This window comes from Streptomyces sp. SM1, assembly GCF_002910825.1.
Lineage (GTDB): Bacteria > Actinomycetota > Actinomycetes > Streptomycetales > Streptomycetaceae > Streptomyces > Streptomyces okerensis.
In genome coordinates this window covers 19,500-41,189 of sequence record NZ_NEUB01000361.1, presented here as the reverse complement: position 1 = coordinate 41,189, position 21,690 = coordinate 19,500, and the positions used below count along the sequence as shown (strand labels likewise).

At 70.5% G+C, this 21,690-nt stretch carries 18 protein-coding genes and 3 pseudogenes; 5 read left to right on the top strand and 16 right to left on the bottom strand.

Annotation, left to right across the window (positions count from 1 at the left end; translation table 11 throughout):
• The 6 genes and pseudogenes from B9S61_RS09255 to B9S61_RS09230 form a co-directional block, all read right to left on the bottom strand.
• A pseudogene (locus tag B9S61_RS09255) lies at positions 1 to 291 on the bottom strand (endo alpha-1,4 polygalactosaminidase); the annotation flags it as partial.
• Positions 292 to 485: 194 nt separating this feature from the next.
• Positions 486 to 899 (bottom strand): DUF6113 family protein, encoded by a 414-nt coding sequence (locus B9S61_RS09250; RefSeq protein WP_103541823.1) that lies wholly within the window; start codon positions 897 to 899, stop codon positions 486 to 488.
• Positions 896 to 1,783: an N-acetyl-1-D-myo-inositol-2-amino-2-deoxy-alpha-D-glucopyranoside deacetylase gene (mshB, locus tag B9S61_RS09245; RefSeq protein WP_103541822.1), complete on the bottom strand. Its 888-nt coding sequence runs from the start codon at positions 1,781 to 1,783 to the stop codon at positions 896 to 898. The genes B9S61_RS09250 and mshB overlap by 4 nt, the downstream gene beginning before the upstream one ends.
• A 94-nt stretch (positions 1,784 to 1,877) precedes the next feature.
• Positions 1,878 to 2,503, bottom strand: a pseudogene (locus tag B9S61_RS09240) (Uma2 family endonuclease).
• A gap of 52 nt (positions 2,504 to 2,555) precedes the next feature.
• Positions 2,556 to 3,500, bottom strand: coding sequence for a helix-turn-helix domain-containing protein (locus B9S61_RS09235; RefSeq protein ID WP_103541821.1), 945 nt, complete (start codon positions 3,498 to 3,500; stop codon positions 2,556 to 2,558).
• 229 nt (positions 3,501 to 3,729) lie between these two features.
• Positions 3,730 to 4,212 carry an ATP-binding protein gene (locus tag B9S61_RS09230; protein WP_103541820.1) on the bottom strand — a complete coding sequence of 161 codons (483 nt, stop codon included), beginning with the start codon at positions 4,210 to 4,212 and terminating at the stop codon, positions 3,730 to 3,732.
• Between the two features lie 154 nt (positions 4,213 to 4,366).
• On the opposite strand from B9S61_RS09230, the gene B9S61_RS09225 reads away from it, so the two are divergent.
• From B9S61_RS09225 to B9S61_RS09210, 4 genes and pseudogenes are all read left to right on the top strand, one after another.
• On the top strand, positions 4,367 to 5,251 hold the full coding sequence (locus tag B9S61_RS09225; RefSeq protein ID WP_103541819.1) for a helix-turn-helix transcriptional regulator: 885 nt from the start codon (positions 4,367 to 4,369) through the stop codon (positions 5,249 to 5,251).
• Positions 5,248 to 5,457 carry a DUF397 domain-containing protein gene (locus tag B9S61_RS09220; RefSeq protein WP_103541818.1) on the top strand — a complete coding sequence of 70 codons (210 nt, stop codon included), beginning with the start codon at positions 5,248 to 5,250 and terminating at the stop codon, positions 5,455 to 5,457. Before B9S61_RS09225 ends, B9S61_RS09220 begins: the two co-directional genes overlap by 4 nt.
• 199 nt (positions 5,458 to 5,656) lie before the next feature.
• Positions 5,657 to 6,799, top strand: coding sequence for a Fic family protein (locus B9S61_RS09215; RefSeq protein WP_181007306.1), 1,143 nt, complete (start codon positions 5,657 to 5,659; stop codon positions 6,797 to 6,799).
• A 136-nt stretch (positions 6,800 to 6,935) separates the two neighbouring features.
• Positions 6,936 to 8,791: pseudogene (locus B9S61_RS09210) on the top strand (hypothetical protein).
• A gap of 28 nt (positions 8,792 to 8,819) precedes the next feature.
• Here B9S61_RS09210 and B9S61_RS09205 read toward each other — a convergent pair.
• Together B9S61_RS09205 and B9S61_RS09200 are read right to left on the bottom strand one after the other, a co-directional pair.
• On the bottom strand, positions 8,820 to 10,259 hold the full coding sequence (locus B9S61_RS09205; protein ID WP_103541827.1) for an amidase: 1,440 nt from the start codon (positions 10,257 to 10,259) through the stop codon (positions 8,820 to 8,822).
• Positions 10,260 to 10,719: 460 nt separating this feature from the next.
• A complete protein-coding gene (locus B9S61_RS09200) occupies positions 10,720 to 10,914 on the bottom strand; it encodes a hypothetical protein (protein WP_103541817.1) in 195 nt (64 codons plus the stop codon).
• Between the two features lie 175 nt (positions 10,915 to 11,089).
• On the opposite strand from B9S61_RS09200, the gene B9S61_RS09195 reads away from it, so the two are divergent.
• A complete protein-coding gene (locus tag B9S61_RS09195) occupies positions 11,090 to 13,228 on the top strand; it encodes a S9 family peptidase (protein WP_103541816.1) in 2,139 nt (712 codons plus the stop codon).
• 124 nt (positions 13,229 to 13,352) lie between these two features.
• On the opposite strand, the gene B9S61_RS09190 is transcribed toward B9S61_RS09195, so the two are convergent.
• The 8 genes from B9S61_RS09190 to B9S61_RS09155 all read right to left on the bottom strand — a co-directional run bounded on the left by B9S61_RS09190 (position 13,353) and on the right by B9S61_RS09155 (position 21,687).
• Positions 13,353 to 13,589 carry a hypothetical protein gene (locus tag B9S61_RS09190; RefSeq protein ID WP_146064758.1) on the bottom strand — a complete coding sequence of 79 codons (237 nt, stop codon included), beginning with the start codon at positions 13,587 to 13,589 and terminating at the stop codon, positions 13,353 to 13,355.
• Positions 13,590 to 13,714: 125 nt separating this feature from the next.
• Entirely contained in the window at positions 13,715 to 14,788 is a 1,074-nt protein-coding gene (locus B9S61_RS09185; RefSeq protein ID WP_103541814.1) for an ABC transporter ATP-binding protein, read from the bottom strand.
• Entirely contained in the window at positions 14,781 to 15,755 is a 975-nt protein-coding gene (locus B9S61_RS09180; RefSeq protein ID WP_103541813.1) for an ABC transporter ATP-binding protein, read from the bottom strand. Before B9S61_RS09180 ends, B9S61_RS09185 begins: the two co-directional genes overlap by 8 nt.
• Before the next feature lie 6 nt (positions 15,756 to 15,761).
• Positions 15,762 to 16,739 carry an ABC transporter permease gene (locus B9S61_RS09175; RefSeq protein ID WP_103541812.1) on the bottom strand — a complete coding sequence of 326 codons (978 nt, stop codon included), beginning with the start codon at positions 16,737 to 16,739 and terminating at the stop codon, positions 15,762 to 15,764.
• A complete protein-coding gene (locus tag B9S61_RS09170) occupies positions 16,732 to 17,655 on the bottom strand; it encodes an ABC transporter permease (RefSeq protein WP_103541811.1) in 924 nt (307 codons plus the stop codon). Before B9S61_RS09170 ends, B9S61_RS09175 begins: the two co-directional genes overlap by 8 nt.
• 6 nt (positions 17,656 to 17,661) lie before the next feature.
• Positions 17,662 to 19,290, bottom strand: coding sequence for an ABC transporter substrate-binding protein (locus tag B9S61_RS09165; RefSeq protein WP_103541810.1), 1,629 nt, complete (start codon positions 19,288 to 19,290; stop codon positions 17,662 to 17,664).
• A 184-nt stretch (positions 19,291 to 19,474) separates the two neighbouring features.
• Positions 19,475 to 20,611 carry an ABC transporter ATP-binding protein gene (locus B9S61_RS09160; RefSeq protein ID WP_103541809.1) on the bottom strand — a complete coding sequence of 379 codons (1,137 nt, stop codon included), beginning with the start codon at positions 20,609 to 20,611 and terminating at the stop codon, positions 19,475 to 19,477.
• 14 nt (positions 20,612 to 20,625) lie between these two features.
• Positions 20,626 to 21,687 carry an ABC transporter ATP-binding protein gene (locus B9S61_RS09155; protein ID WP_103541808.1) on the bottom strand — a complete coding sequence of 354 codons (1,062 nt, stop codon included), beginning with the start codon at positions 21,685 to 21,687 and terminating at the stop codon, positions 20,626 to 20,628.
• Positions 21,688 to 21,690 lie beyond the last annotated feature (3 nt).

Genomic DNA, 21,690 nt, shown 5'->3' with positions numbered 1-21,690 from the left:
GGCGGTGAGCGGGAAGCCGGTGCGGTTGCGGTAGCCGTCCATGTTGTCCGCCTCCGTGACGGGCTTGCGGACGACGACCGGCGGAATGGGCCGCGATCCTGGGATGTTGATCCGGATCCGGGTCGTCAGCGTGGTCTCGGTCTTGCGTTCCTCCGGCCGCGCGGCCGAACGGCCCGCGTCCGCGGCCTCTTCCGGAATCGCCGGGATCCCGTAGGGCGGGGTGCCCGACGGGTAGGCGGCTCCGCCGCGCCCGTCGGGCCCGGAGGACGGAGTGTCAGTTTCACGACTCAAGGCAGGTTCTCCCGGTTGACTCCGCCGCCCGTCACGACCTCACGGTGGGGGTCCCCCCTGCTCGGGCGAAGCCGAGGGTTCGAGGGAGGCTCGGCGGCGCGCACCACCTTACTGGCCGCATCCGGCCGGTATCCCAGTACCGTCGGCGAAACCCACACCGGACCCGCACCCCCAAGACACGGCGAAGTGGTACGTCACTTGCCAAGTCGGGCAGGACCGCCGTCCGGTTGCCTCCCGGCGCCAAGGGTGGCGCAGATCACAGCGACGCCGATACCGCCGAGGAGGAAGAGATACGATCCGGCTCCCGCGGCGAACAGGAAGTCACCTTCCGGACGGCTGGCCGTGAGCAGCACGACGACGGCCATCCACCCGGCGGCGACCGCCACTCCACCGGCCCGGCCGCCCATCACCCGCGCCGCCCCCAGGACGAGTGCGGCCTCGCCGGCGAGCGCCAGCAGCAGCCCGCCCGGAAACCACGCGGGCTGCACGAGCGCCCCGGCCACCCCGGTCACCGCGCCGAGCACCAGCAGCCCCAGGTAGGCACCGGCCCGCCCGGCGGAGGGCGCCCGCAGCGGCTGCGCCAGCGCGGGCGCCCTTTCCCCGCTCACGACGCCTCCCCCGCCCCGGCTCCGGCTCCGGCTCCGGCTCCGGCTCCGGCGAACAGGTCGCTTTCCCGGCTTTCGGGACGTTCCCCGCGTACCAACTCGTAGTACTCGGTGGTGAAGAGCGGCTGCGCGAGATCGTTCGACAGCACGAACCAGGGCTCGGCGACGGTGATCTGGGTGGCGTGCGCGCGCATCGCGGCGGCCTTGGCGGCGGCGTACGCGGTGCCGTCGACCGCGGCGGTGATCCGCTCGTCGTCGACCACACCCGGTACGTCGCCCAGGGAGCCCGCCTTGTCGAAGGGCAGCCCGTCCAGCTCGTCGTTCAGTCTGGCGAACGACTCCTCGGCCACGGACCGGGGCACCCGGTTCCAGTACACCCGGGGGACGTCCCACCCCGCTTCGGCGGCGATCTCCACGGCGCGCATGGCGACGCGGTGGCTCTGGATGTGGTCGGGGTGCCCGTACCCCCCGTTCTCGTCGTACGTGACGAGGACCTGCGGCCGCACCTCCAGGATCACCTCGGCGAGCAGCCCCGCCGCCTGATCCACCTCCGCCTGCCAGAAGCAGCCGGGGTCGTCGTTGTCGGGCAGCCCCATCATCCCGGAGTCGCAGTACCGCCCGGCCCCGCCGAGCAGCCGGAAGTCCGTCACCCCGAGCGCCCGCATCGCTTCCTTCAGCTCCCCGAGCCGGTGCCCGCCGAGTGCGGCCCCGCTCAGATGCCGCAGCGCGGGCGGAATGACCTCCCCCCGCTCACCGAGGGTGCAGGTGACCAGCGTCACCTGGGCGCCCTCCGCGGCATACCGGGCCATGGTCGCGCCGTTGTTGATCGACTCGTCGTCCGGGTGGGCGTGCACCAGCATCAGACGCCGGGAGCGCAGTTCCGTCATGGGATCACCTTATGAGGTCCCCGGCCGCCGCTCGGCCTCGTCGATCGGGCGGCGCTGCCCGAGGTCGCCGTCGATCAGGTCGGCGTCATCCGGATCACGCCCCTGACGACTCGGCCCCTTCCGCTCCGTCGCCCTGGTAGAGCGGCAGGCCGTTCGTGGAGATGGTCCACTCCCCGATGGTGACGTCCTCGCCGTACACGAAGTCCTTGCGGACCGCGTAGCGGGGCCCCCTGGGGTGGCGTGGATCTCGGTGAGAACGGCGCCGGTGCCGGTACGGGGATCGAAGATCACGTAGATCGGGATGCCGAGCAGTGGGTAGTCGCGCATCTTGCCCACCCAGTCGTTCTCCGGGTTGGACCGGGAGACGATCTCGATGGCAGCGACGACCGTACCGGGGTCGATGGAGCCTTCGACGTCGAGGTCGTCCCAGGCGATCACCATCACGTCCGGGTGTCGCATGATGCCCTCGGGCACGTCCTCCACGTCGGGCGTGCCGTTGTGGGCCAGCAGCTCGTCCGGCATGACCCTTTCCAGACGGCGGCTGACGTGCGCGGCCGTGACCTCGTGCGGGCCTCCCGGCGACATCATGTCGTGCACGATCCCTTCCTTGGTGACTTCGAACTTCCCGGGCAGGGTGTCGTCCATCGACCGCACGACATCCCTCATGGCCCGGTACAGATGGGAGCTGTCCCGCCGCGCGTCGTCGGGTGCGATGGTCATGGCGCTCGCTCCTCGTCGTCTGTGCCCAGGGGCAAGGATCGTCACGTTCATGCTAGGCGGCCTTCTTGCGGTCGGAGCGGCAGTCGCGGCAGAGGCCGGGCTCCGGGGCGTGGAAGCCACGCTCACAGCCGTCGCAGTTCTGCATAGGGAGCCTCGGCCGTACGGGCGGCAGTGCGGCGGCCGGCTCGCGGTACGGGGCCGGGGGCGGTAGCTGGGCGGCGAGGCGGTGGGCCAGGAAGGCGGCGGGACGGCGTACGCCCTCGGGCGGCAGGTCGGCGGTCAGGGCCCCGCGTACGGCGGCGGGGGTGACGTCGCGCTCCAGCCAGGCGGCGACACCGGGGGTCAGGTGAGCCGTGTCGGAGGCGGAGAGGAGCATCCGGGGGTTATGGCGGCGGAGGTCCGCGAGGAGGTCGGCGGCGGCCCGGAACAGCGCGGGGACGTGGCACTCGGGGCGCGGCACGGCGGGGAGGGGTCCCCGGGCGGGCGGTTGTTTGCAGGTGCCCTGGTCCTGGGGCGCGGGCTCGTCGCAGGGCTCGTGGGGGCGCGGTCGGGGCCGGGGTTCCGGACGGTCGGCGGGCCGGGAAGAGGGCTCGGGGTACGTGCGGGCCGCCGTCGGCTGGTTGCAGGAGACCGTACGGCTGACGATGCGGCCGGTGGGGGTGCGGTGGCGTTCGCGGCGAAGGTAGCCGTGGCACTCCAGCTCGCGCAGAGCGGCGGCGATACGCGTGGCCCCCTCGGGGAACCGGGCGGTGAGGCTCTTGATGTCGGCCGGGGCGCCCTGTGGCAGCGACTGGAGGTGCGTACCGAGTCCGATGGCGAGGAGCGAGAGCTGTCGGTGCTGGGCGAGGTGGTTGCCGATCACCGTGAAGCGGGTGGTGTGGCGGGAGTTGTCGTGCTGGAGCCCACCGGTGGTGGTGCGGTGGGCCCGGTTCGGGTGGTTGTTGCCCGTCAGGCGGGCCTGGGCGCGCGGGGGCGCGCTAGGGTTCTGGGTACCCATCTGGAAGCCTCTATCTTCCTCGGTGGTCAGGCCCTCGCCTTGGGATTGCAGGTCCCGGCGGGGGCCGACTCATGCCTGCTGTCGTGTGGTGGCGCGTTGCGCTGAGCGTCGGGCCTGCGCGGCCCGGAAATCCAGCCGAACCGGAGATGTTCACCCGCCCGAGTGAGTACGGCCACAGGCGGGAGGGTCGGGTTTGGTGGGGGTGTTTTCCCCCGGAGTTCTTTGTCTTTCAGTCGTCGACGGCACCGGAGCGCGAGGGCGCGGGTTCCGGTGGCGAAAAGCCCAGTTCGGCCCAGACTGTCTTGCGCGGGAACCGCCCCTCGGTCACTCCCCAGCGGTCGGCCAGCGTCTCGACGAGCAGCAGGCCCCTGCCCGACTCGGCGGTCGTGTCCGGCACTTGCGGTACGGGCATCCGGTCACCCCGCGTGTCGCTGACCTCGATGCGCAGCGTGGCACCGACCACGTAGAGCGTGAGCCGGAAGCTGCGGCCGGGGAGACGGCCGTGGGTGGCCGCGTTGGCCGCGAGTTCCGCGATGACGTGGCTGGCCCGCTCGTGCGGAAGCCCCCAGTTCCGGAGCGTGTCCACGGCGAGCAGGCGGGCCAGGCGGGCGCCTCGCGGGGTGGACGACAGCAACATGCTGAAGTTCCGGACGCTTTTGTGTGGTTCGGATCGTGACCCGTGCTCGGCGATTCCCTGAGTTTGCTGATTCACATCACCGAGCGTGGCCGACCGGACATACCGAGATGAGTAATTGAACTGTTACGTAGAGCTACGGTCCAAGGTTCAACGGGCTCTGCCCGTGCTGTCGAAGTAGCTCCTGTGAACAGGTCGGAACAGCACGTCGCGGCACAACGGAGGGGCACACATGACGGTGAGCGATGAGGCGGTGCGGGCCGGGACCGAGACGGACCGGACGGAGGAGCCGGGGTGGGAGGTCGACCCGGACGACGACTGGGCACTGGCCGTGGTGGCCACGGTGGGACGTCAGTTGAGGCTGCGCCGGGAAGCGGCGGGGATGCGGGTCAACGACTTCGCGACGGCGGCCGGGTACGGCGCGGATCTCGTGTACAAGATCGAGACGGGGAAGCGGATTCCTCGGCCCGAGTACTTGGACACGGCGGACGAGGTACTCAACGCCGGTGGGCTCATCGCGGCGATGCACGAAGACGTGAAGAAGGTCCGGTATCCGAAGAAGGTTCGGGATCTCGCACAGTTGGAGGCGCGGGCGGTTGAGATCGGGGTGTACGAGTGCAGCAGCATCGCTGGCCTGTTGCAGACACCCGACTACGCACGCGCCCTCTTCGAAGTGCGCCAACCTCCTTATTCTCCGGAGGAAGTGGAGCGTCTGGTGTCCGCTCGGATGGCACGGCTGTCCGTTCTCGATCGCTCGCCGTCGCCTTCTCTCAGTTTCGTGCTGGAAGAGGCAACCCTTCGTCGCCGCGTTGGGGGCACAATGGTGAGGACGCAGCAATTCGAACGCCTGCTGGAAGTAGGGCGATTCAACAACGTGTCACTGCAAGTCATGCCGATGGACAGCGTCGCCCACCCAGGCATGAGCGGCAGGATCGAGCTGTTGAAGTTCGAGGACGGCACAGCGGTCGGGCGTTCCGACGGCGCCTTCAACGGTCGCCCAACCCCTGACCCAAGGCAACTGCGCATCCTTGAGCTGCGATATGGCACGATCCGGGCGCAGGCTCTTCCACCCGGGGAGACGCTGGCCCTCATCGAGCGAATGCTGGGAGAAACATGATCCGTAAGGCTTCCGCCAAGGACACCTCGGACCTGGCGTGGTTCAAGAGCAGCTACAGCAGCGGCCCGGAAGGCGACTCCTGCGTCGAGATCGCCACCGCCCCCGCCACCGTCCACGTCCGTGACTCGAAGAACCTCGACGGCCCCCGACTCGCCTTCGCCCCGACCGCGTGGGCAGGTTTCCTGCCGTACGCGGTCGAGGACTGATCCGGCAGGAGGCCGCTACCCGACCTCGGCCTCCGGTACGTCCACGTCACCGCCCGGGGAACGGGCGATGGCGGTGAACCCGTTCAGGGCGACCGGAGTCCGCGGACGATCTCCTCGGCGATCACCTCGGGCGGAAGCCCACCGTCGGCCACATCGCACTCCGTTTGACTTGATGACACAATCAAAGTGTCATTACTGCATGCTGTACGCGATTCCCCGCCTGGACACCGACGACCACCGGGCTCTCGACGAGATCGAGGCCATGCGCCGCGCCCTGCGCCACATGCTCCGGGCCACTCCTCGCTGGACCCGCCAGTTGCGCCGCAACCTGACCGCTCGCGCGATCGCCGGATCGAACACCATCGAGGGATACGCCGCGACGGTCGACGACGTGGAAGCCCTCATGTCCGGCGAGGAACCCCTGGAGACCGGGCAGAAGACACGCGCCGAGCTGGAGGGCTATCAGCGCGGCATGACCTACATCCAGGCCCTCGCCGACGGCGGAGACGACTTCCGCTACGACGCCGGCCTGCTCAACGGCCTGCACTTCATGCTCCAGGGCCACCACCTCGACAAGCGCCCAGGCCGCTGGCGCGACGGGCCCGTCTACGTCACCAGCCCCGACGACCCCCTGGTCCCCGCCTACACCGCACCGGACCGGGCAGAGGTCCCCGCTCTGATGTCGGAGTTCATCGACTGGCTCAACGAGGGCGACCTCGACGCCCCCGTCCACATCCGCGCCTCGATGGCGCACCTCAACCTCGTCAAGATCCACCCCTGGAAGGACGGCAACGGACGCATGTCCCGCGCCCTGTCCACCCTTGTGTTCTCCCGGGAAGCCCTGATGCCGCCCGAGTTCTCGTCCATCGAGGAGTGGCTGGGCCGCGGCCAGAACACCTACGCGTACTACCAGGTCCTGGAGGATGTCGGCGGCCCGCAATGGAGTCCGGAGCGGGACACCCGGCCCTGGATCCGCTTCTGCCTGACCGCCCACCACCGCCAGGCCCAGCAGGCCCAGCGACGCTTCGATGTGATGTCGCGGGCCTGGACCCGCCTGGTCGAGACCGTCGAGGCAGCCGGCCTGGACGAGCGGGTCGTCTACGCCCTGTTGCCCGCATTCTCGGACGCGAAGGTCCGCCGTACCGTCTACCAGCAGGACGCCGACCTCAGCAACCAGCAGGCCATCCGGGACATCAGGGAGCTGGTCGCCCGCGGCTGGCTCGTCCCCCACGGCAAGGCCCGGGCCCGCTACTACGCCCCGGGCCCCCTCATGGACCCGGTCCGGGAAGAGGTCCGCCAGTCCATGGAGCCGTACACGGATCCCTACCGGCCCCGGCTCTGAGCCGCCCGGCAGAGCACGTCGCCCGCGGCTCGAACGAAGTCGCGCTGAGCACCGTCGTTTCGACGAGGCGGGGCTGGCGGACCGGGCCGGAAACGCACGTGGTCATAATGCGCGGGTGTCCAGACATCCCGTGCCGTTGCCCGCCGAGCACATACCGCCCGGCACCGCCGAGTGGCGGACTCCCGACGCCCGGCGATGGCTCGCCGCCGTGCCCGCCCGGTGGGCTCATCCTCTGTGGGCAGTCCTCGCGTTGGTCGTCTCGATGGTGTGGGAGCTGGAGGCGGCTCCCGTCCCCGTCTGCACGTCCGCGGAGCCCTGCGGCACCGACTGGCTGGGCCTCGGCACAGCCGTCGTGCCGCTGCTGACCCCGTACTGGTGTGGCGGCAGCCGCGATCCGCGCTCGTGGGGCTCGCGGCCGGGCTGACGGCTCTCGTCGTGGAGGAGGGCTTCACCGCGTTCGAACGGCCGTCCGCGCTCGCGTACCTCGCGGCCGTCGCGTTCAGCGCCGCCGGGCTCGTTCACCGGCTGGCCGCCGCCGGACGGCAGCGGTCGCTGGCCCTGGAGGCGGCCGGGCCGGTCTCACAGCCGTTGCCCGACGCCGCTCGGACGTTTCGCCGGGGCCGGTTCTCCTTCGTCCTGGCCGCGCTGCTGCTGGCCGTCGCCGGGTTCGGCTACTGGCAGGCCCAGCAGGTCGTCGACGCGTACGAGGAGCGGGCCGCGGGCGCCACGGCACTCTCCGGACGGGTCACGGCCGTAGACGACGATGTCCTCACGGTGAAGGCCGACGGACGTACCCACCGCTTCGAGACGGCCTTCCCCGAGGACTTCCCCGTCGGCACCCGCGTCGACATCGTCGTGGACGGCGACTGGAAGGCACTGGTCGCGGAGCCGTACGACGTCTTCGGCTGGGAGCTGCTGGTGCTGGGCGGCTCCGTCGTGGGGCTCGCGTTCCTCGTGAACGGCGCGGCCGGGCGGGCGCGGTCGCGGCGGCTTCGGCGCGGGCCGCTTCCGGTGCTGCACGTACTGGTACGCGAGGACGACGAGGACGGCCGCACCTGGGTGTTCGCGGCCGACGACCGGGAGGGCTCTCGGCCGATCCTGCGCTTCCACTCGCTGTACGCCTTCGAGGACGAGGACGACTCGGAGGGGTTCGACGCGGAGGAGGACGACCCCGACGCAGACGACGCCGCGGCCGCCGTCGAACTCGGCAAGCTCACGGAGATCCTCCGGGGCGGGGGCCCCACCCCGCCGCTGCGGGAGGCCGTCCTGTACGGCGTCCCCTACGCCGGCGCCGAAGTCGCCTTCGTCGCGCGCGACGACACGGACGACCCCGAGGTGGCGGTGGAGTGCAGCGTCAGCGCGGTGAAACCGACCGTGCCGGGGTTGCTGGAGCCCGGACCTCGACGCCGTAAGCGGAAGGGCACGCGGCGGTCCGTCGACGAGGTCGCGGCCGGCATGACGGTCACGGCGGGTCGGCGGACCTGGCGGGCGCAGGGCTTCTCGCGAGCGATCGGCCTCGGGCTGCTGCTGGTGCAGGGCGGCGGCATCTGGGCCATGCTCGACGACGGGCCGTCGTGGAGCTGGCTGTTCCTGGTCGTGGGTCTGCCGTGGCTGGTGACGGTCGTGGGGACGGCACTCACTTGGCGGATCACCGCCGACCATGAAGAGCTGTGGGTGACCGGGGCGTGGCGTGTGCGGCGGGTGCCGTGGAGCGTGATCACGTCCGTGGGACAGTCCGACGACGGCATCAGCATCGGCAGGGCGAAGGACTCCGCCGTGGAGATGGCCCCCATGGGCTGGGCGTGGGTGGAGCGCCGCCTCGGGCACGAGCCGGTTGTGGAACGTGTCGTGGAGGAGGTGCGGGCGCTGCTGCTCCGCCCGGAGCTGCGGCCGTTGGAGGAGGCACCGGCGGGGCGGCAGGGCATGCCGGTCGGGCCTCCGCTGGTGGCCCTGTCGGTGCTGTGGGGCGCGGCGGTGCTGCTCCTGCTGTGACGGACGGCGGGGTGGGGCCGGGCACCCGTCAGTGGTCCTGGACCTGCCGGAACGCCTGGTCCGCCTCCAGTTCGAAGGCCAGTTCCAGGAGCTTGCGTTCCGCGCCGGGGCGGCCCGAGAACATGACGCCGATCGGGAGGCCGTCCGACGTCGTGCTCGCGGCCGGGACGGAGATCGACGGGGTGCCGACGACGTTGTTGACCGGGGTGAACGCTACGTAGTTCACAAGCCGTTCGATCAGCGTGGCGTAGGGGACGGTCGGGCTGAGGTGGCCGAGCGGCGGGGTGGTGTGGGCGAGGACCGGGGAGAGGATCAGGTCGAGGCCGCGGAACGCCGCCGCGTAGGCCAGCCGTGTGCGCTTCAGCCGGCGCAGGACGCCCGGCGTGGTCCGCCAGTCCCTCGCGTACGACTCACGCAGGCCCCTGCTCAGGCTGTCCATGCGGCGGCGGTCGAAGTCCGTGCCGAGCGTCCTGCCGGTGACGCCGATCAGGAACGACAGCATGCCCCAGTAGGTGAGGAAGTCGTCGGTGAAGTGCGGGTCGATGGAGAGGTCCACCGGTTCCACGGTGTGACCGAGGCGTTCCAGGCGCCGGGCCGTCTCCGTCACCGCCTCGCGGGTGTCGTCGTCGGCGCGGACGCCGTTCGGGGAGTCCACCAGGAGGCCGATGCGCAGACGGCGGTCCGAGGGGCCCTCGACCAGGCCGACGGGCGGCAGCTTCGGGTTCCGCCAGTGCTGCTCCGCCGCCGCGAGGAAGGCCGCGCTGTCGCGTACCGAGCGGCTCACCACGCCGTCGGTGACGAGGTCGATGGGGAGCCGGCGGCCCTGCGCGTTCGCCACCGTCCGGCCGCGCGTGGGCTTGAGGCCGACCAGGCCGCAGCAGGCGGCGGGGATGCGGATCGAACCGCCGCCGTCGTTGGCGTGCGCGATCGGGACCGCCCCGGCGGCGACGAGGGCCGCGCTGCCGCCCGATGAGCCGCCCGCCGAGTGGCCCGTGTGCCACGGGTTGCGGACGGGTTCGCCCGCCTCGTACTCCGTGGTGGGGCTGAAGCCGAACTCGGGGAGCCGGGTCTTGCCGAGGACCGTGACGCCGGTGCTCAGGAACTGGCGGGTGAACGGGGCGTGCCGCCGTGCGGCGCGGGGTGCGAAGGCGAGACTGCCGTGTCCGGTGGGCAGGCCCTGGAAGTCGGTGTTGTCCTTGACGAAGGTCGGCACGCCGGCGAGGGCACCGCCGGATCCGGAGCCGTGCACCGGGATGTCGAGATGCACCTGGACGGCGTTGAGCCGGTCCTCGACGGCACGGACCCTGGCCGACGCGTCGCGGGCGGCCTCGGCGGCGCTCACCTCGCCCCGGCGGATCGCCTGGGCGAGGCCCACCGCGTCGTGGTCACCGAGGGCGTCGTCCCGGAAGACGTGCACCCTGACCTGCGCCTCGCTGTGTCCCTCGCTCTGTTCCTCGAACGTCGTCACCGTCGGCTCCGCCCTGCGCACGTGGTTGATGGCTCCACCATCATTCCTTACCGACGGGTAACACGCGAGGGGCCGGTGGGCACGAGCCGGGACGATCGGCCGCCGCGCCCGCCGCGGGTGCCGTCGACGGCCGGCTCCCAGTCGATCTCCCACAGCCGCACGGCCCCGGCCGAGTCGCCGCAGACGACGTGACGGCCGTCGGGGGCCGGTACGGCTGCCACTGCCCCACCCTTCCGTCACGGCCCGCCCTCCGAGCCGCCGCTGTGCCGGCGTCCGGCCGCGCGGCGGAGAGCGCGACGGAGCGGGCACGCGTTCATCCCGTCCGGCGTCGCCGGTCCGGAGCCCAGGAGGCCGACGCGGGGAGCGGGAGGGGAGGACGGAGCGGGGAGGGAGGACGGGCAGGACGTGGACTCCGGCCGGGCTCCGGGACGGGCCACGGGTACCGGCCGGAAGGCGGTGCTCAGAAGTTGATGCTGCCGATCATCCCCGCGATGTTCGTCGTGAGCTCGCTGATGGTGGGCGCCATCGTCGACGATGCCATGTAGAAGCCGAGCAGCATGCACACCACGGCGTGCCCTGCCTTGAGACCCGACTTCTTGATGAGCAGGAAGACGATGATCGCCAGCAGCACCACCGCCGAAATCGAGAGTGCCACGGCGGTTCACCTCCAAGGATCCCAGGGCGCGGGGGTAGGAATATGGGGGCAGATAGATCCACACAGCAGCCAGCAGGTTCATACCCACTATGCGCTAACGATCATAACTATCCGTACGTGCGCATCGGTCGGCGCACGGCCGCACAAGGGGGCGCATGGCCAATATGGTCATGGCATGACGACCGAGGCTGACTCCTTCCCCCGACGGCACGCCCGCACCCTGCGCTTCACGCTCGGCGCGCCGCGTTCGTTCACCGTGGCTCCCGACGGCTCGCGTGTCGTGTTCCTGCGCTCGGGTTCCGGTACGGACCGGGCCAATTCACTCTGGGTCCTCGACACCGGGGAGGGCGGGGAGCGCGTGGCGGCCGACCCGCGCGCCCTCCTGGGCGGGGCCTCGGAGAACCTCTCCGCCGCGGAACGCGCGCGGCGCGAGCGGAGCCGGGAGGGCGGTGCCGGCATCGTCGGCTACGCCACCGACGCGGCCGTCGAGTTGGCGGCTTTCACCTTGTCAGGGCGGCTCTTCACGGCCGAGCTGCGGGCCGGGACGGCGCGTGAACTGCCCGTCCGGGGACCGGTGATCGATCCGCGGCCGTCACCCGACGGGCGGCACGTCGCCTACGTCGCCCGGGGGGCGCTGCGGGTGACCGGAGCCGAGGGGGCGGACGACCGCGCGCTCGCGACCCCCGAGTCCGAGGAGGTCGGTTACGGTCTGGCGGAGTTCGTCGCGGCCGAGGAGATGGGGCGTTCACGGGGCTTCTGGTGGGCACCGGAGTCGGACCGGCTGCTGGTGGCGCGGGTGGACGACACGCCGGTACAGCGGTGGTGGATCTCCGACCCCGCCCACCCGGGACGGGAGCCGCACCCCGTCCGCTACCCGGCGGCGGGCACCCCGAACGCGGACGTCCGGCTGTTCGTGTTCGACCTGGAAGGGACCCGCACGGAGGTCTCCTGGGACCGTGCGCGGTACCCCTATCTGGCGCATGTGCACTGGTCAGCCGCCGGTGCACCGCTGCTTCTCGTACAGGCGCGCGACCAGCAGGCCCAGCTGATCCTGGCCGTGGACCCGGACTCCGGCGCGACCCGGATGGTGCACGCCGACGAAGATCCAACTTGGCTTGAACTTTTCCCCGGGGTACCCCGCTGGAGCCCTTCCGGACAGCTGGTGCGGATCGCCGACGAGGGGGGCGCGCGACGCCTCGCCGTCGGTGAACGACCGCTCACCGGGGCACAGTTGCACATCCGGGCGGTACTGGACGTCTCCGACGACGATGTGCTGGTCTCGGCGTCGGCGGGCGAGGAGGCCACCGGTCCCGAGATCGGCGAGGTGCACGTCTACCGGGTGAACGAACTCGGCATGGAGCGCCTCTCGCAGGGGCCGGGTGTGCACTCCGCGGTACGGGCCGGGGGTGTCACCGTGCTCGTCTCCGCCACCCCGGACCGGCCAGGTTCCCGGGCGGTGGTGCTGCGTGACGGGAAACCGACGGCGACTGTCCCCTCGCACGCCGAAGACCCCGGTATGTCCCTCCGCGTGACCCTGACCCAGGGGGGCGCACGCCGCATCCCGTGCGCCGTGCTTATGCCTCGGGACTACGCCGGTGACACCCTTCTGCCGGTGCTCATGGACCCCTATGGTGGTCCGCACGGTCAGCGGGTGGTCGCCGCCCACAACCCGTATCTGACCTCGCAGTGGTTCGCCGACCAGGGCTTCGCGGTGATCGTCGCGGACGGGCGCGGCACACCGGGCCGCTCGCCCGCCTGGGAGAAGGCCGTCAAGGACGACATCGCGGCCGTCGTCGTCCAGGACCAGGTCGACGCCCTCCAGGCGCTCGCCGGCGACTTCCCGCTCGACCTGGACCGCGTCGCCGTCCGCGGCTGGTCCTTCGGCGGCTACCTGGCGGCCCTCGCCGCCCTGCGCCGCCCCGACGTCTTCCACGCGGCGGTGGTGGGCGCCCCGGTCACCGACCTCCGCCTCTACGACACCCACTACCAGGAACGCTACGTCGGCCACCCGGACGAGCAGCCCGACGTCTACCGCCGCAACTCGGTGATCGACGACGCCGGTCTGGTCGACGCGGCCGGACCGCACCGCCCGATGATGGTCATCCACGGGCTGGCGGACGACAACGTGGTGGTCGCGCACTCCCTGCGGCTCTCCTCCGCGCTGCTCGCGGCCGGCCGGCCGCACGAGGTGCTGCCGCTGTCCGGCGTGACGCACATGACCCCCCAGGAGGAGGTCGCCGAGAACCTGCTCCGCCTCCAGCTCGACTTCCTCAGGCGCTCGCTGTCCCTGCCGAACGGGGACGGACCGCGTTAACGCGGAGGCAACTCCACGGAAGCGGTACCGATATACGGACACGGAACGCTGAACATCGTGCGGCCGTGCGGGTGCCGTAGCCGGGCCGGGGTGAGCCATGTCACCCCGGCCCGTCCCCTTGCTTCTACGGGTTGGAGAGGCCGGAGAGGTCCAACCCGGCGAGCTGCTGCAGGAGCGCGAGTTGTACGGGGTCGATGGGCGTGTCCGCGAACGACGTGGTCGGCGTGAGCCGTTCGACCTTCACCAGTCTGTTCGCGGAGGACTCGGTCGCCGCCGAGGCCTGTGCGCTGCCCAGCATCACCGCTGCCATCGCGGCGGTCGCACCGACTGCCACCACGGCGCCAGGACGAAGCCTTCTCATGAGTGTTCTCCCTACGGAAGGGGCAGTGCCCGCAGACCTCGCGGCTCGTCACGCGAGACGCGAGGGGACACCCTTGTGCCGCCCCGGCAACGCGGCCGGGCACGTGGCCGGTTCAGCCAAGGCGCTCAGACGGTGCCCCCGGGACGCTCCTCCGGTGGCACCACCTGCCCCGGCGCGGAGCGCCTGATCGGCACGGTCGCCGCGAAGTGGCAGGCCGAGTCGTGGGCCGCGGGGCCCCCGGCCGCCTCGAACCAGGCCGGCACCGCGAGCGCCGGCACCTCCAGCGCGCAGCGCTCCTGCGCCTTCCAGCAGCGGGTGCGGAAACGGCATCCGGAGGGGATGTTCGTCGGGGACGGGACGTCACCGCTGAGGATGATCCGCTCCCGGTGTTCCCGGGCCTCCGGGTCGGGGACGGGGACGGCGGAGAGCAGCGCCTGGGTGTAGGGGTGCGTGGGATGGTCGTAGATCTCGGCGTCCCTGCCCGTCTCCACGATCCGGCCGAGGTACATCACCGCGACCCGGTCCGAGATGTGCCGGACGATCGACAGGTCGTGCGCGATGAAGATGTACGCGAGGTCGAACTCGCTCTGCAGCCGGTCCATCAGGTTGATGACCTGCGCCTGCACCGAGACGTCCAGCGCGGAGACCGGTTCGTCGGCGACGATGATCTCCGGGCGGAGCGCCAGCCCGCGCGCGATGCCGATGCGCTGGCGCTGGCCGCCGGAGAACTGGTGCGGATAGCGGTTGATGTACTCCGGGTTGAGGCCGACCACGTCCAGCAGGTCCTGCACCTTCCGGCGCCGGTCGCCCTTGGGAGCCACCTCGGGATGGATGTCGTACGGCTCCCCGATGATGTCCCCCACCGTCATACGGGGGTTGAGGGAGGTGTACGGGTCCTGGAACACCATCTGGATGTTGCGGCGTACGGACTTGAGGGCCTTGCCCGACAGCCGGGTGATGTCCTCGCCCTTGTACCGGATCGAACCGGCCGTCGGACGCTCCAGATTGACCAGCGTCTTCGCGACCGTCGACTTGCCGCAGCCGGACTCGCCGACGATGCCCAGGGTTTCGCCCCGGCCCAGGTGGAAGTCCACACCGTCGACCGCGCGCACGGCGCCGACCTGCTTGCGGAAGACGACGCCGCGCGTCAGCGGGTAGTGCTTGACCAGGCCCTCGACCTCCAGGATGGGCTCACTCATCCAGGCACTCCCTCCAGAAGTGGCAGGCGCTCCCCCGCGTCGGCGAGACCTCGTACAGCGGGGGCTCGTCGCTGCGGCAGACGTCCCGGGCCAGGGGACAGCGGGGGTGGAAGGCGCAGCCCGGCGGGATGTTCATGAGGTTGGGCGGCAGTCCCCTGATGGCGTAGAGCTCCTGGCCCTTCTGGTCCAGTCGCGGGATGGAGTCCAGCAGACCGCGGGTGTACGGGTGCGCCGGGGCCTTGTAGATGTCGTGGACCGGTGCCGACTCGACGATCCGGCCCGCGTACATCACGGCGATGCGGTCGGCGACGTCGGCGACCACCCCCAGGTCGTGGGTGATGAGGATGAGGCCCATGTGGTACTCGCGCTGGAGTTCCGCGAGCAGTTCCATGACCTGGGCCTGGACGGTCACGTCGAGGGCGGTGGTCGGTTCGTCCGCGATGATCAGGGCGGGTTCCAGGGCCAGCGCCATCGCGATCATGATGCGCTGGCGCATACCGCCGGAGAACTGGTGCGGGTACTGCCTGACCCGCTCCCGGGCGGCGGGGATGCGCACCCGGTCCATCAGCTCGATCGCCCTGGCCCGCGCCTCCTTGCGCGACATGCCCCGGTGCACGGTGAACATCTCTCCGAGCTGGTCGCCGACGGTGAGCACGGGGTTGAGGGACGACAGCGCGTCCTGGAAGATCATCGCCATCTCGGCGCCCCGGATCCGCCGGCGTTCGTCCTCCCTGAGCTTCAGCAGGTCGCGTCCCTGGAAGACGACCTCGCCGCCGGTGATCCGGCCGGGCGGGATGTCGAGGATGCCCATGATGGCCTGGGCGGTCACGGACTTGCCGGAGCCGGACTCGCCGAGCACGGCCAGGGTCTCGCCCGCGTCCACGCCGTAGCTGACGCCGTTGACGGCCCTGGCGACCCCGTCCCGGGTGTGGAACTCCACGTGCAGGTCACGCACTTCGAGCAGCACGGCGGCTCACCTCAGCTTCGGGTCGAGGGCGTCGCGCACCGCGTCGCCGAGCATGATGAACGCCAGGACGGTGAGCGCGAGGGCCCCGGAGGGCCACAGCAGCGCGTGCGGGGCGTTGCGGATGTACGGGGAGGCCGCGGAGATGTCGATGCCCCAGGAGACGCTGGGCGGCTTCAGGCCGACGCCGAGGTAGGACAGGGTGGCCTCCAGCGAGATGTAGGTGCCCAGCGCGATGGTCGCGACGACGATGACCGGGGCGACGGCGTTGGGCGCGATGTGCCGGAGCACCAGGCGGGAGTGGGAGGCGCCGAGCGCCCGCGCGGCCTGCACGTAGTCGTTCTGCTTGGCGGTGATGACGGAGCCGCGGGCGATGCGGGAGAGCTGCGGCCAGCCCAGCAGCACGATGAACCCGATGACCGGCCAGATGGTGTTGCTGGTGATGACGGAGAGCAGCACCAGTCCGCCGAGCACGACGGGGATGGCGAAGAAGACGTCGGTGATCCGGGACAGGACCGAGTCCCAGACGCCGCCGAAGTACCCGGCGAGGGCGCCGAGGACGCTGCCGAGGACGGAGACGCCGAGGGTGGCGAGGACGCCGACCGCGACGGACGTACGGGCGCCGTAGACGGTGCGGGTGTAGACGTCGCAGCCCTGGCCGTCGAAGCCGAAGGGATGGCCGGACTGGGAGCCCTGCTGGGCCTTGGACAGGTCGCACGTGAGAGGGCTGCCGGAGGTGATCGCCGAGGGCCACAGGGAGATGAGGACCAGGAAGAGGATGACCAGGGCGGAGACGATGAAGACGGGGTCGCGGCGCAGGTCGCGCCAGGCGTCGGACCACAGGGAGCGCGGACGGTCCCCCGGTCCGGTGCCGTCCGGGCCCGGCCGCTTCTCCAGCGTCTCGGCCTCGTCGACGCCCAGGTCCATGGTGCCGCCCATCCCGGTCCCCGCGATGGCCTGTTCGGGTTCGTGACGGCCGTCAGGCATAACGGATCCTCGGGTCGAGTACGGCGTACAGGAGGTCGACGATCAGGTTGGCGACCAGGAACACCAGCACCAGCACGGTGACGAAGCCGACGACGGTCTGCGTGTTCTGCCGGAGGATGCCCTGGTAGAGCTGGTAGCCGACGCCGTGGATGTTGAAGATCCGCTCGGTGACGATGGCGCCGCCCATGAGGAAGCCGATGTCGGCCCCGATGAAGGTGATCACGGGGATCAGAGAGTTGCGCAGCAGGTGCCGGACGACCACCCGGTGCCGGGGCAGACCCTTGGCGATGGCGGTGCGGACGTAGTCGGAGCGGCGGTTCTCGGCGATGGAGGTGCGGGTCAGCCGGGTGACGTAGGCGAGGGACACGGAGGCCAGGACGAGTCCGGGCAGGATCAGTTCGTCGAAGGGCGCCTCGGAGGAGACCGAGGGGCGGATCCAGCCCCACTTCACGCCGAGCAGCAGCTGGAGCAGCAGGCCGGTGACGAAGGTGGGCACGGAGATGACGACGAGGGTGAGCAGCAGGACGCCGGTGTCGACGGGGCGTCCCCGGCGCAGTCCGGTGACCACGCCGAGGGTGACGCCGATGACGATCTCGAAGAGGATCGCGATGAGGGTGAGCCGGATGGTGACGGGGAACGCCGTCGACATCAGCTCGGTGACCTCCTGGCCGTTGAAGGCCGTGCCGAAGTCGCCGGTGAAGACGTTCCCCATGTAGGTCGCGTACTGCTGCCAGACGGGCTTGTCGAGGCCGAACTCCTGCTCGAGGCGGGCGGCGGTCGCCGGGTCGCACTGGCGTTCACCGCAGAGTCCGGCGATGGGGTCGCCCATCACGTTGACCATGAGGAAGATCAGCAGCGTGGCCCCGATGAACACCGGGATCATCTGGAGCAGACGCCGGACGACATAGCGTCCCACGGCGGATCAGCTCACCTTGATCTGGTCGTACACGGGGACGCTGAACGGGTTGAGCTTGACGTCGGACAGCCGCTCCGACCAGCCGGCGCTGCCGTTCTGGTACCAGAGCGGGATGGCGGCCATGTTGTCCCGGACGACCCCCTCGGCCTGCTGGAACAGGTCGACGGCCTTGGCGGTGTCGGTCTCCTGGTTGGCCTGGTCGACGAGGCCGTCGAACTCCTGGTTGGACCACTTGCCGTCGTTGGAGGAGGCGTCGGTGTAGTAGAGCGGCTGGAGGAAGTTCTGGATGAGCGGGTAGTCCATCTGCCAGCCGGCGCGGAACGGCCCCGTCATCTTCCGGTCGGTGATCTCGTTGCGGAAGTCGGCGAAGGTGCCGACCGGGTTGGCGGTGCAGGCGCGCTCGTTGCCCAGCGCGTTGTTGATGGAGTTGCAGACGGCGTTGACCCATTCGCGGTGCGAGCCGGTGTCCGCGTTGAAGGTGATCGTCACCTTGCCGCCGGGCAGACCGCCGCCCTCCTCGATGAGCTTCTTCGCCTCGTCGGGCTTGTACTCGCAGCCCTCCCCGCACAGGCCGGCCTGGAAGCCGCCGTCCTCGCCGAGGACGGGGGATGTCCAGTCGGTGGCGGGGGTGCGGGTCTGCTGGAAGATCGTGTCGGTGATCTGCCCCCGGTCGATCGCCATCGACAGGCCCTTGCGGACCTTCTCCGAGCCGGGCCTGTTCCAGTTCTCGTCGTAGAACGGGAAGGCGAGGGTCTGGATGATGCCGGCCGGGGTGTTGAGGTAGCGGTCGCCGAGGTCGTTCTTCACGTTCTTCAGCTGGGCGGCGGGGACGTCGTCGACCAGGTCGAGGTTGCCGGCCAGCAGGTCGGTGTAGGCGGTGTTGTTGTCGGTGTAGACCTTGAGGTCGACGCCGCCGTTCTGCGCCTTGTCGTCGCCCGGGTAGTCGTCCCACGTGCGCAGGGACATCTGCGAGCCGCGCGTGTACGCGTCGACCAGGTACGGGCCGTTGCCGACCGGCTTCTTCACCCAGGCGTCGTGGTCGTCGAAGAACGCGCGGGGCAGCGGGGCGAAGGCGTTGTAGCCGAGGGTGTCGGGGAAGGTGGAGAACTTCTGGGTGAGCTTGACGGTGAAGGTGCGGTCGCCGGTGACCTCCAGGCCGGACATGGTGTCGGCGGTCTGCTCGCCCTCCTCGGGGTGGACCTGGTCGTATCCCTCGATGTAGGCGAAGAAGTACGAGTTGCGCTGGTTGTTCCTCAGGCCGGCGCCGTAGTTCCAGGCGTCGACGAAGGACTGGGCGGTGACCTCCTCGCCGTTGCTGAAGGTCCAGCCGTCCTTGACGGTGACGTCGAAGGTCTGCGAGTCGGAGGTCTCGATCTTCTCGGCGAGCATGTCCTTGGCCTCGCCGGTCTCCGGGTCGTACCGCTTCAGCCCCCGGAAGATCATGTCGAGGACCTTGCCGCCCTGCACCTCGTTGGTGTTCGACGGCTCCAGCGGGTTCTGCGGATCGCCCCAGGAGGCGCTGAGCACGGCCCCGGAGTCGCCGCTCCCGCCGTCCCCGCCTCCGCCGCAGGCGGTCGCGGCGAGGGCGACCGCCACCGCGCAGGCGGCCCATTTGGCGTGCATGGCTCCGCGCATGGGGTGCCTCCTCGTACGTGCGCCGATCGTTGACGCCAATATCGGCGCAAAGAGCGCATGCCGCACTCGCACGGCACCTGTACGGGGAGGGCTCCAGCCATATGTACGTAAGAGACCCCCTGAACGAGCGACGGCTGCCGTCCGCCCCGAGGGGCGGACGGCAGCCGTGGCGTCCGACGAGGGGTCAGTCCTTCTCGGCGGACTTCTCCAGGGCCTTCAGCGCCGGGTCGAGGACGACGTCCTCGCCACGGGACTCCGTGGTCGGGCCCTCCGGGAAGTGGCAGGCCGTCAGGTGGCCGTCGCGGTTGCCGGAGATCTGCACCAGCGGCGGCTCCTCCGTCGCGCACTTGTCCTGCGCCTTCCAGCAGCGGGTGCGGAAGCGGCAGCCGGACGGCGGCATGATCGGCGAGGGCACGTCACCGTAGAGGCGGATGCGCTCCCGGCCCTCGCCCTCGCCCTCGCCCTCGTCCGCCACCTTCACCTCGGGCACCGCCGACAGCAGCGCGTGGGTGTAGGGGTGCCGGGGACCGTTGTAGATGGACTCCCGGTCGCCGACCTCGACCACCTTGCCGAGGTACATCACGGCCACGCGGTGCGAGAAGTGCCGGACCACCGCCAGGTCGTGCGCGATGAAGAGGAAGGCGATGCCCAGTTCGTCCTGGACCTTCTTCAGCAGGTTGACGACCTGCGCCTGGATCGACACGTCCAGCGCGGAGACCGGCTCGTCCGCCACGATCAGCTTCGGGTTCAGCGCGAGGGCACGGGCGACGCCGATGCGCTGGCGCTGGCCGCCGGAGAACTCGTGCGGGAAGCGGTTGTAGTGCTCCGGGTTGAGGCCGACGAGCTCGAGCAGCTCGCGCACCTTCTTCTCCCGGCCGCCCGCGGGGTCGATCCCGTTGACCTCCATCGGCGACTTGATGATGCTGCCGACGGTCTGCCGCGGGTTCAGCGAGGAGTACGGATCCTGGAAGATCATCTGGATCTCGGACCGGACCGGCGCCAGCTGCCTGCGCCTGGCGTGCGTGATGTCCTGGCCCTTGTACGTGATCCGGCCGCCGGTCGGTTCCAGCAGGCGGGTGATGAGCCGGCCCGTGGTCGACTTCCCGCAGCCGGACTCCCCGACCAGGCCGAGGCTCTCGCCGACGCCCACGGTCAGGTCGACGCCGTCGACCGCCTGGACCGCTCCGACCTTCCGCTTGATCGGGAACCCGCCGTAGATCGGGAAGTGCTTGGTCAGGCCCTCGACGCTGAGCAGCGTCTCCGCGGAGGAGGGGTTGCCCGTGGAGCCCTGCTGTGCGGGGAGGGTGAGGTTCTCACTCATGATCTCGGTTCTCCCTAGCGCAGCCGGGGCTGGATCTTGTCGATGAAGATGGTCTGCTTCTGCTCCGCCGTCAGGTGGCACGCGGCGGCGCGGCCCGGGGCGAGCGTCGGCCGGCTGTCGGCGCAGAGGTTACCCGCCACCTGGTCCGTGTAGGCACAGCGCGGGTGGAAGGGGCAGCCCGAGGGCGGGTTGAGCAGCGACGGCGGGGAACCGGGGATCGGCATCAGCTCCTCGTTGATGTCACCGTCCAGCCGCGGCATCGAGCTGAGCAGGCCCCAGGTGTACGGGTGCGTCGGCCGGCCCAGCACCTCCTTGGTGGTGCCCCGTTCCACCGCCCGGCCCGCGTACATCACCAGCAGGTCGTCCGCCATGTTGGCGATGACGCCGAGGTCGTGGGTGATGAAGATGATCGCGGAGCCGAACTCCTGCTGGAGGTCCCTGAGCAGGTCCAGGATCTGCGCCTGCACGGTCACGTCGAGCGCCGTGGTCGGCTCGTCGGCGATCAGCAGCTCGGGGTCGCACATCAGCGCCATGGCGATCACCGCGCGCTGGCGCATACCGCCGGAGAACTGGTGCGGGTAGTCGTCGAAGCGCGTCCTGGGCTGCGGGATGCCGACCTTCTCCAGCATCTGGACCGCCCGGTCCTTGGCCTCCTTCTTGGAGGCCCCGGTGTGCTTCATGTACGGCTCGGAGAGCTGGCGGCCCACCGTGTAGTACGGCGAGAGGGCCGTCAGCGGGTCCTGGAAGATCATCGCCATCTTGTTGCCGCGGAGCCGCTCCATGTCCTTCTCGGCGGCGGTGACGAGGTCCTGGCCGTCGAGCAGGATCTCGCCCTCGACCGTGGAGGACAGCGGGTTGTGCAGGCCGAGAACCGTCAGGTTGGTCACGGACTTGCCGGAGCCGGACTCGCCCACGATGCCCAGGGTCTTGCCGCGCTCGACATCGAAGGAGAGGCCGTCGACAGCCTTGACGATGCCGTCCTCGGTGGAGAACCGCACCTTCAGGTCACGGACCGAGAGAAAGCTCTCGGGCCCGGTCGGGGCCGGGGAGTCCTCAGTTTTGGTCAGTGTGGTCACGGT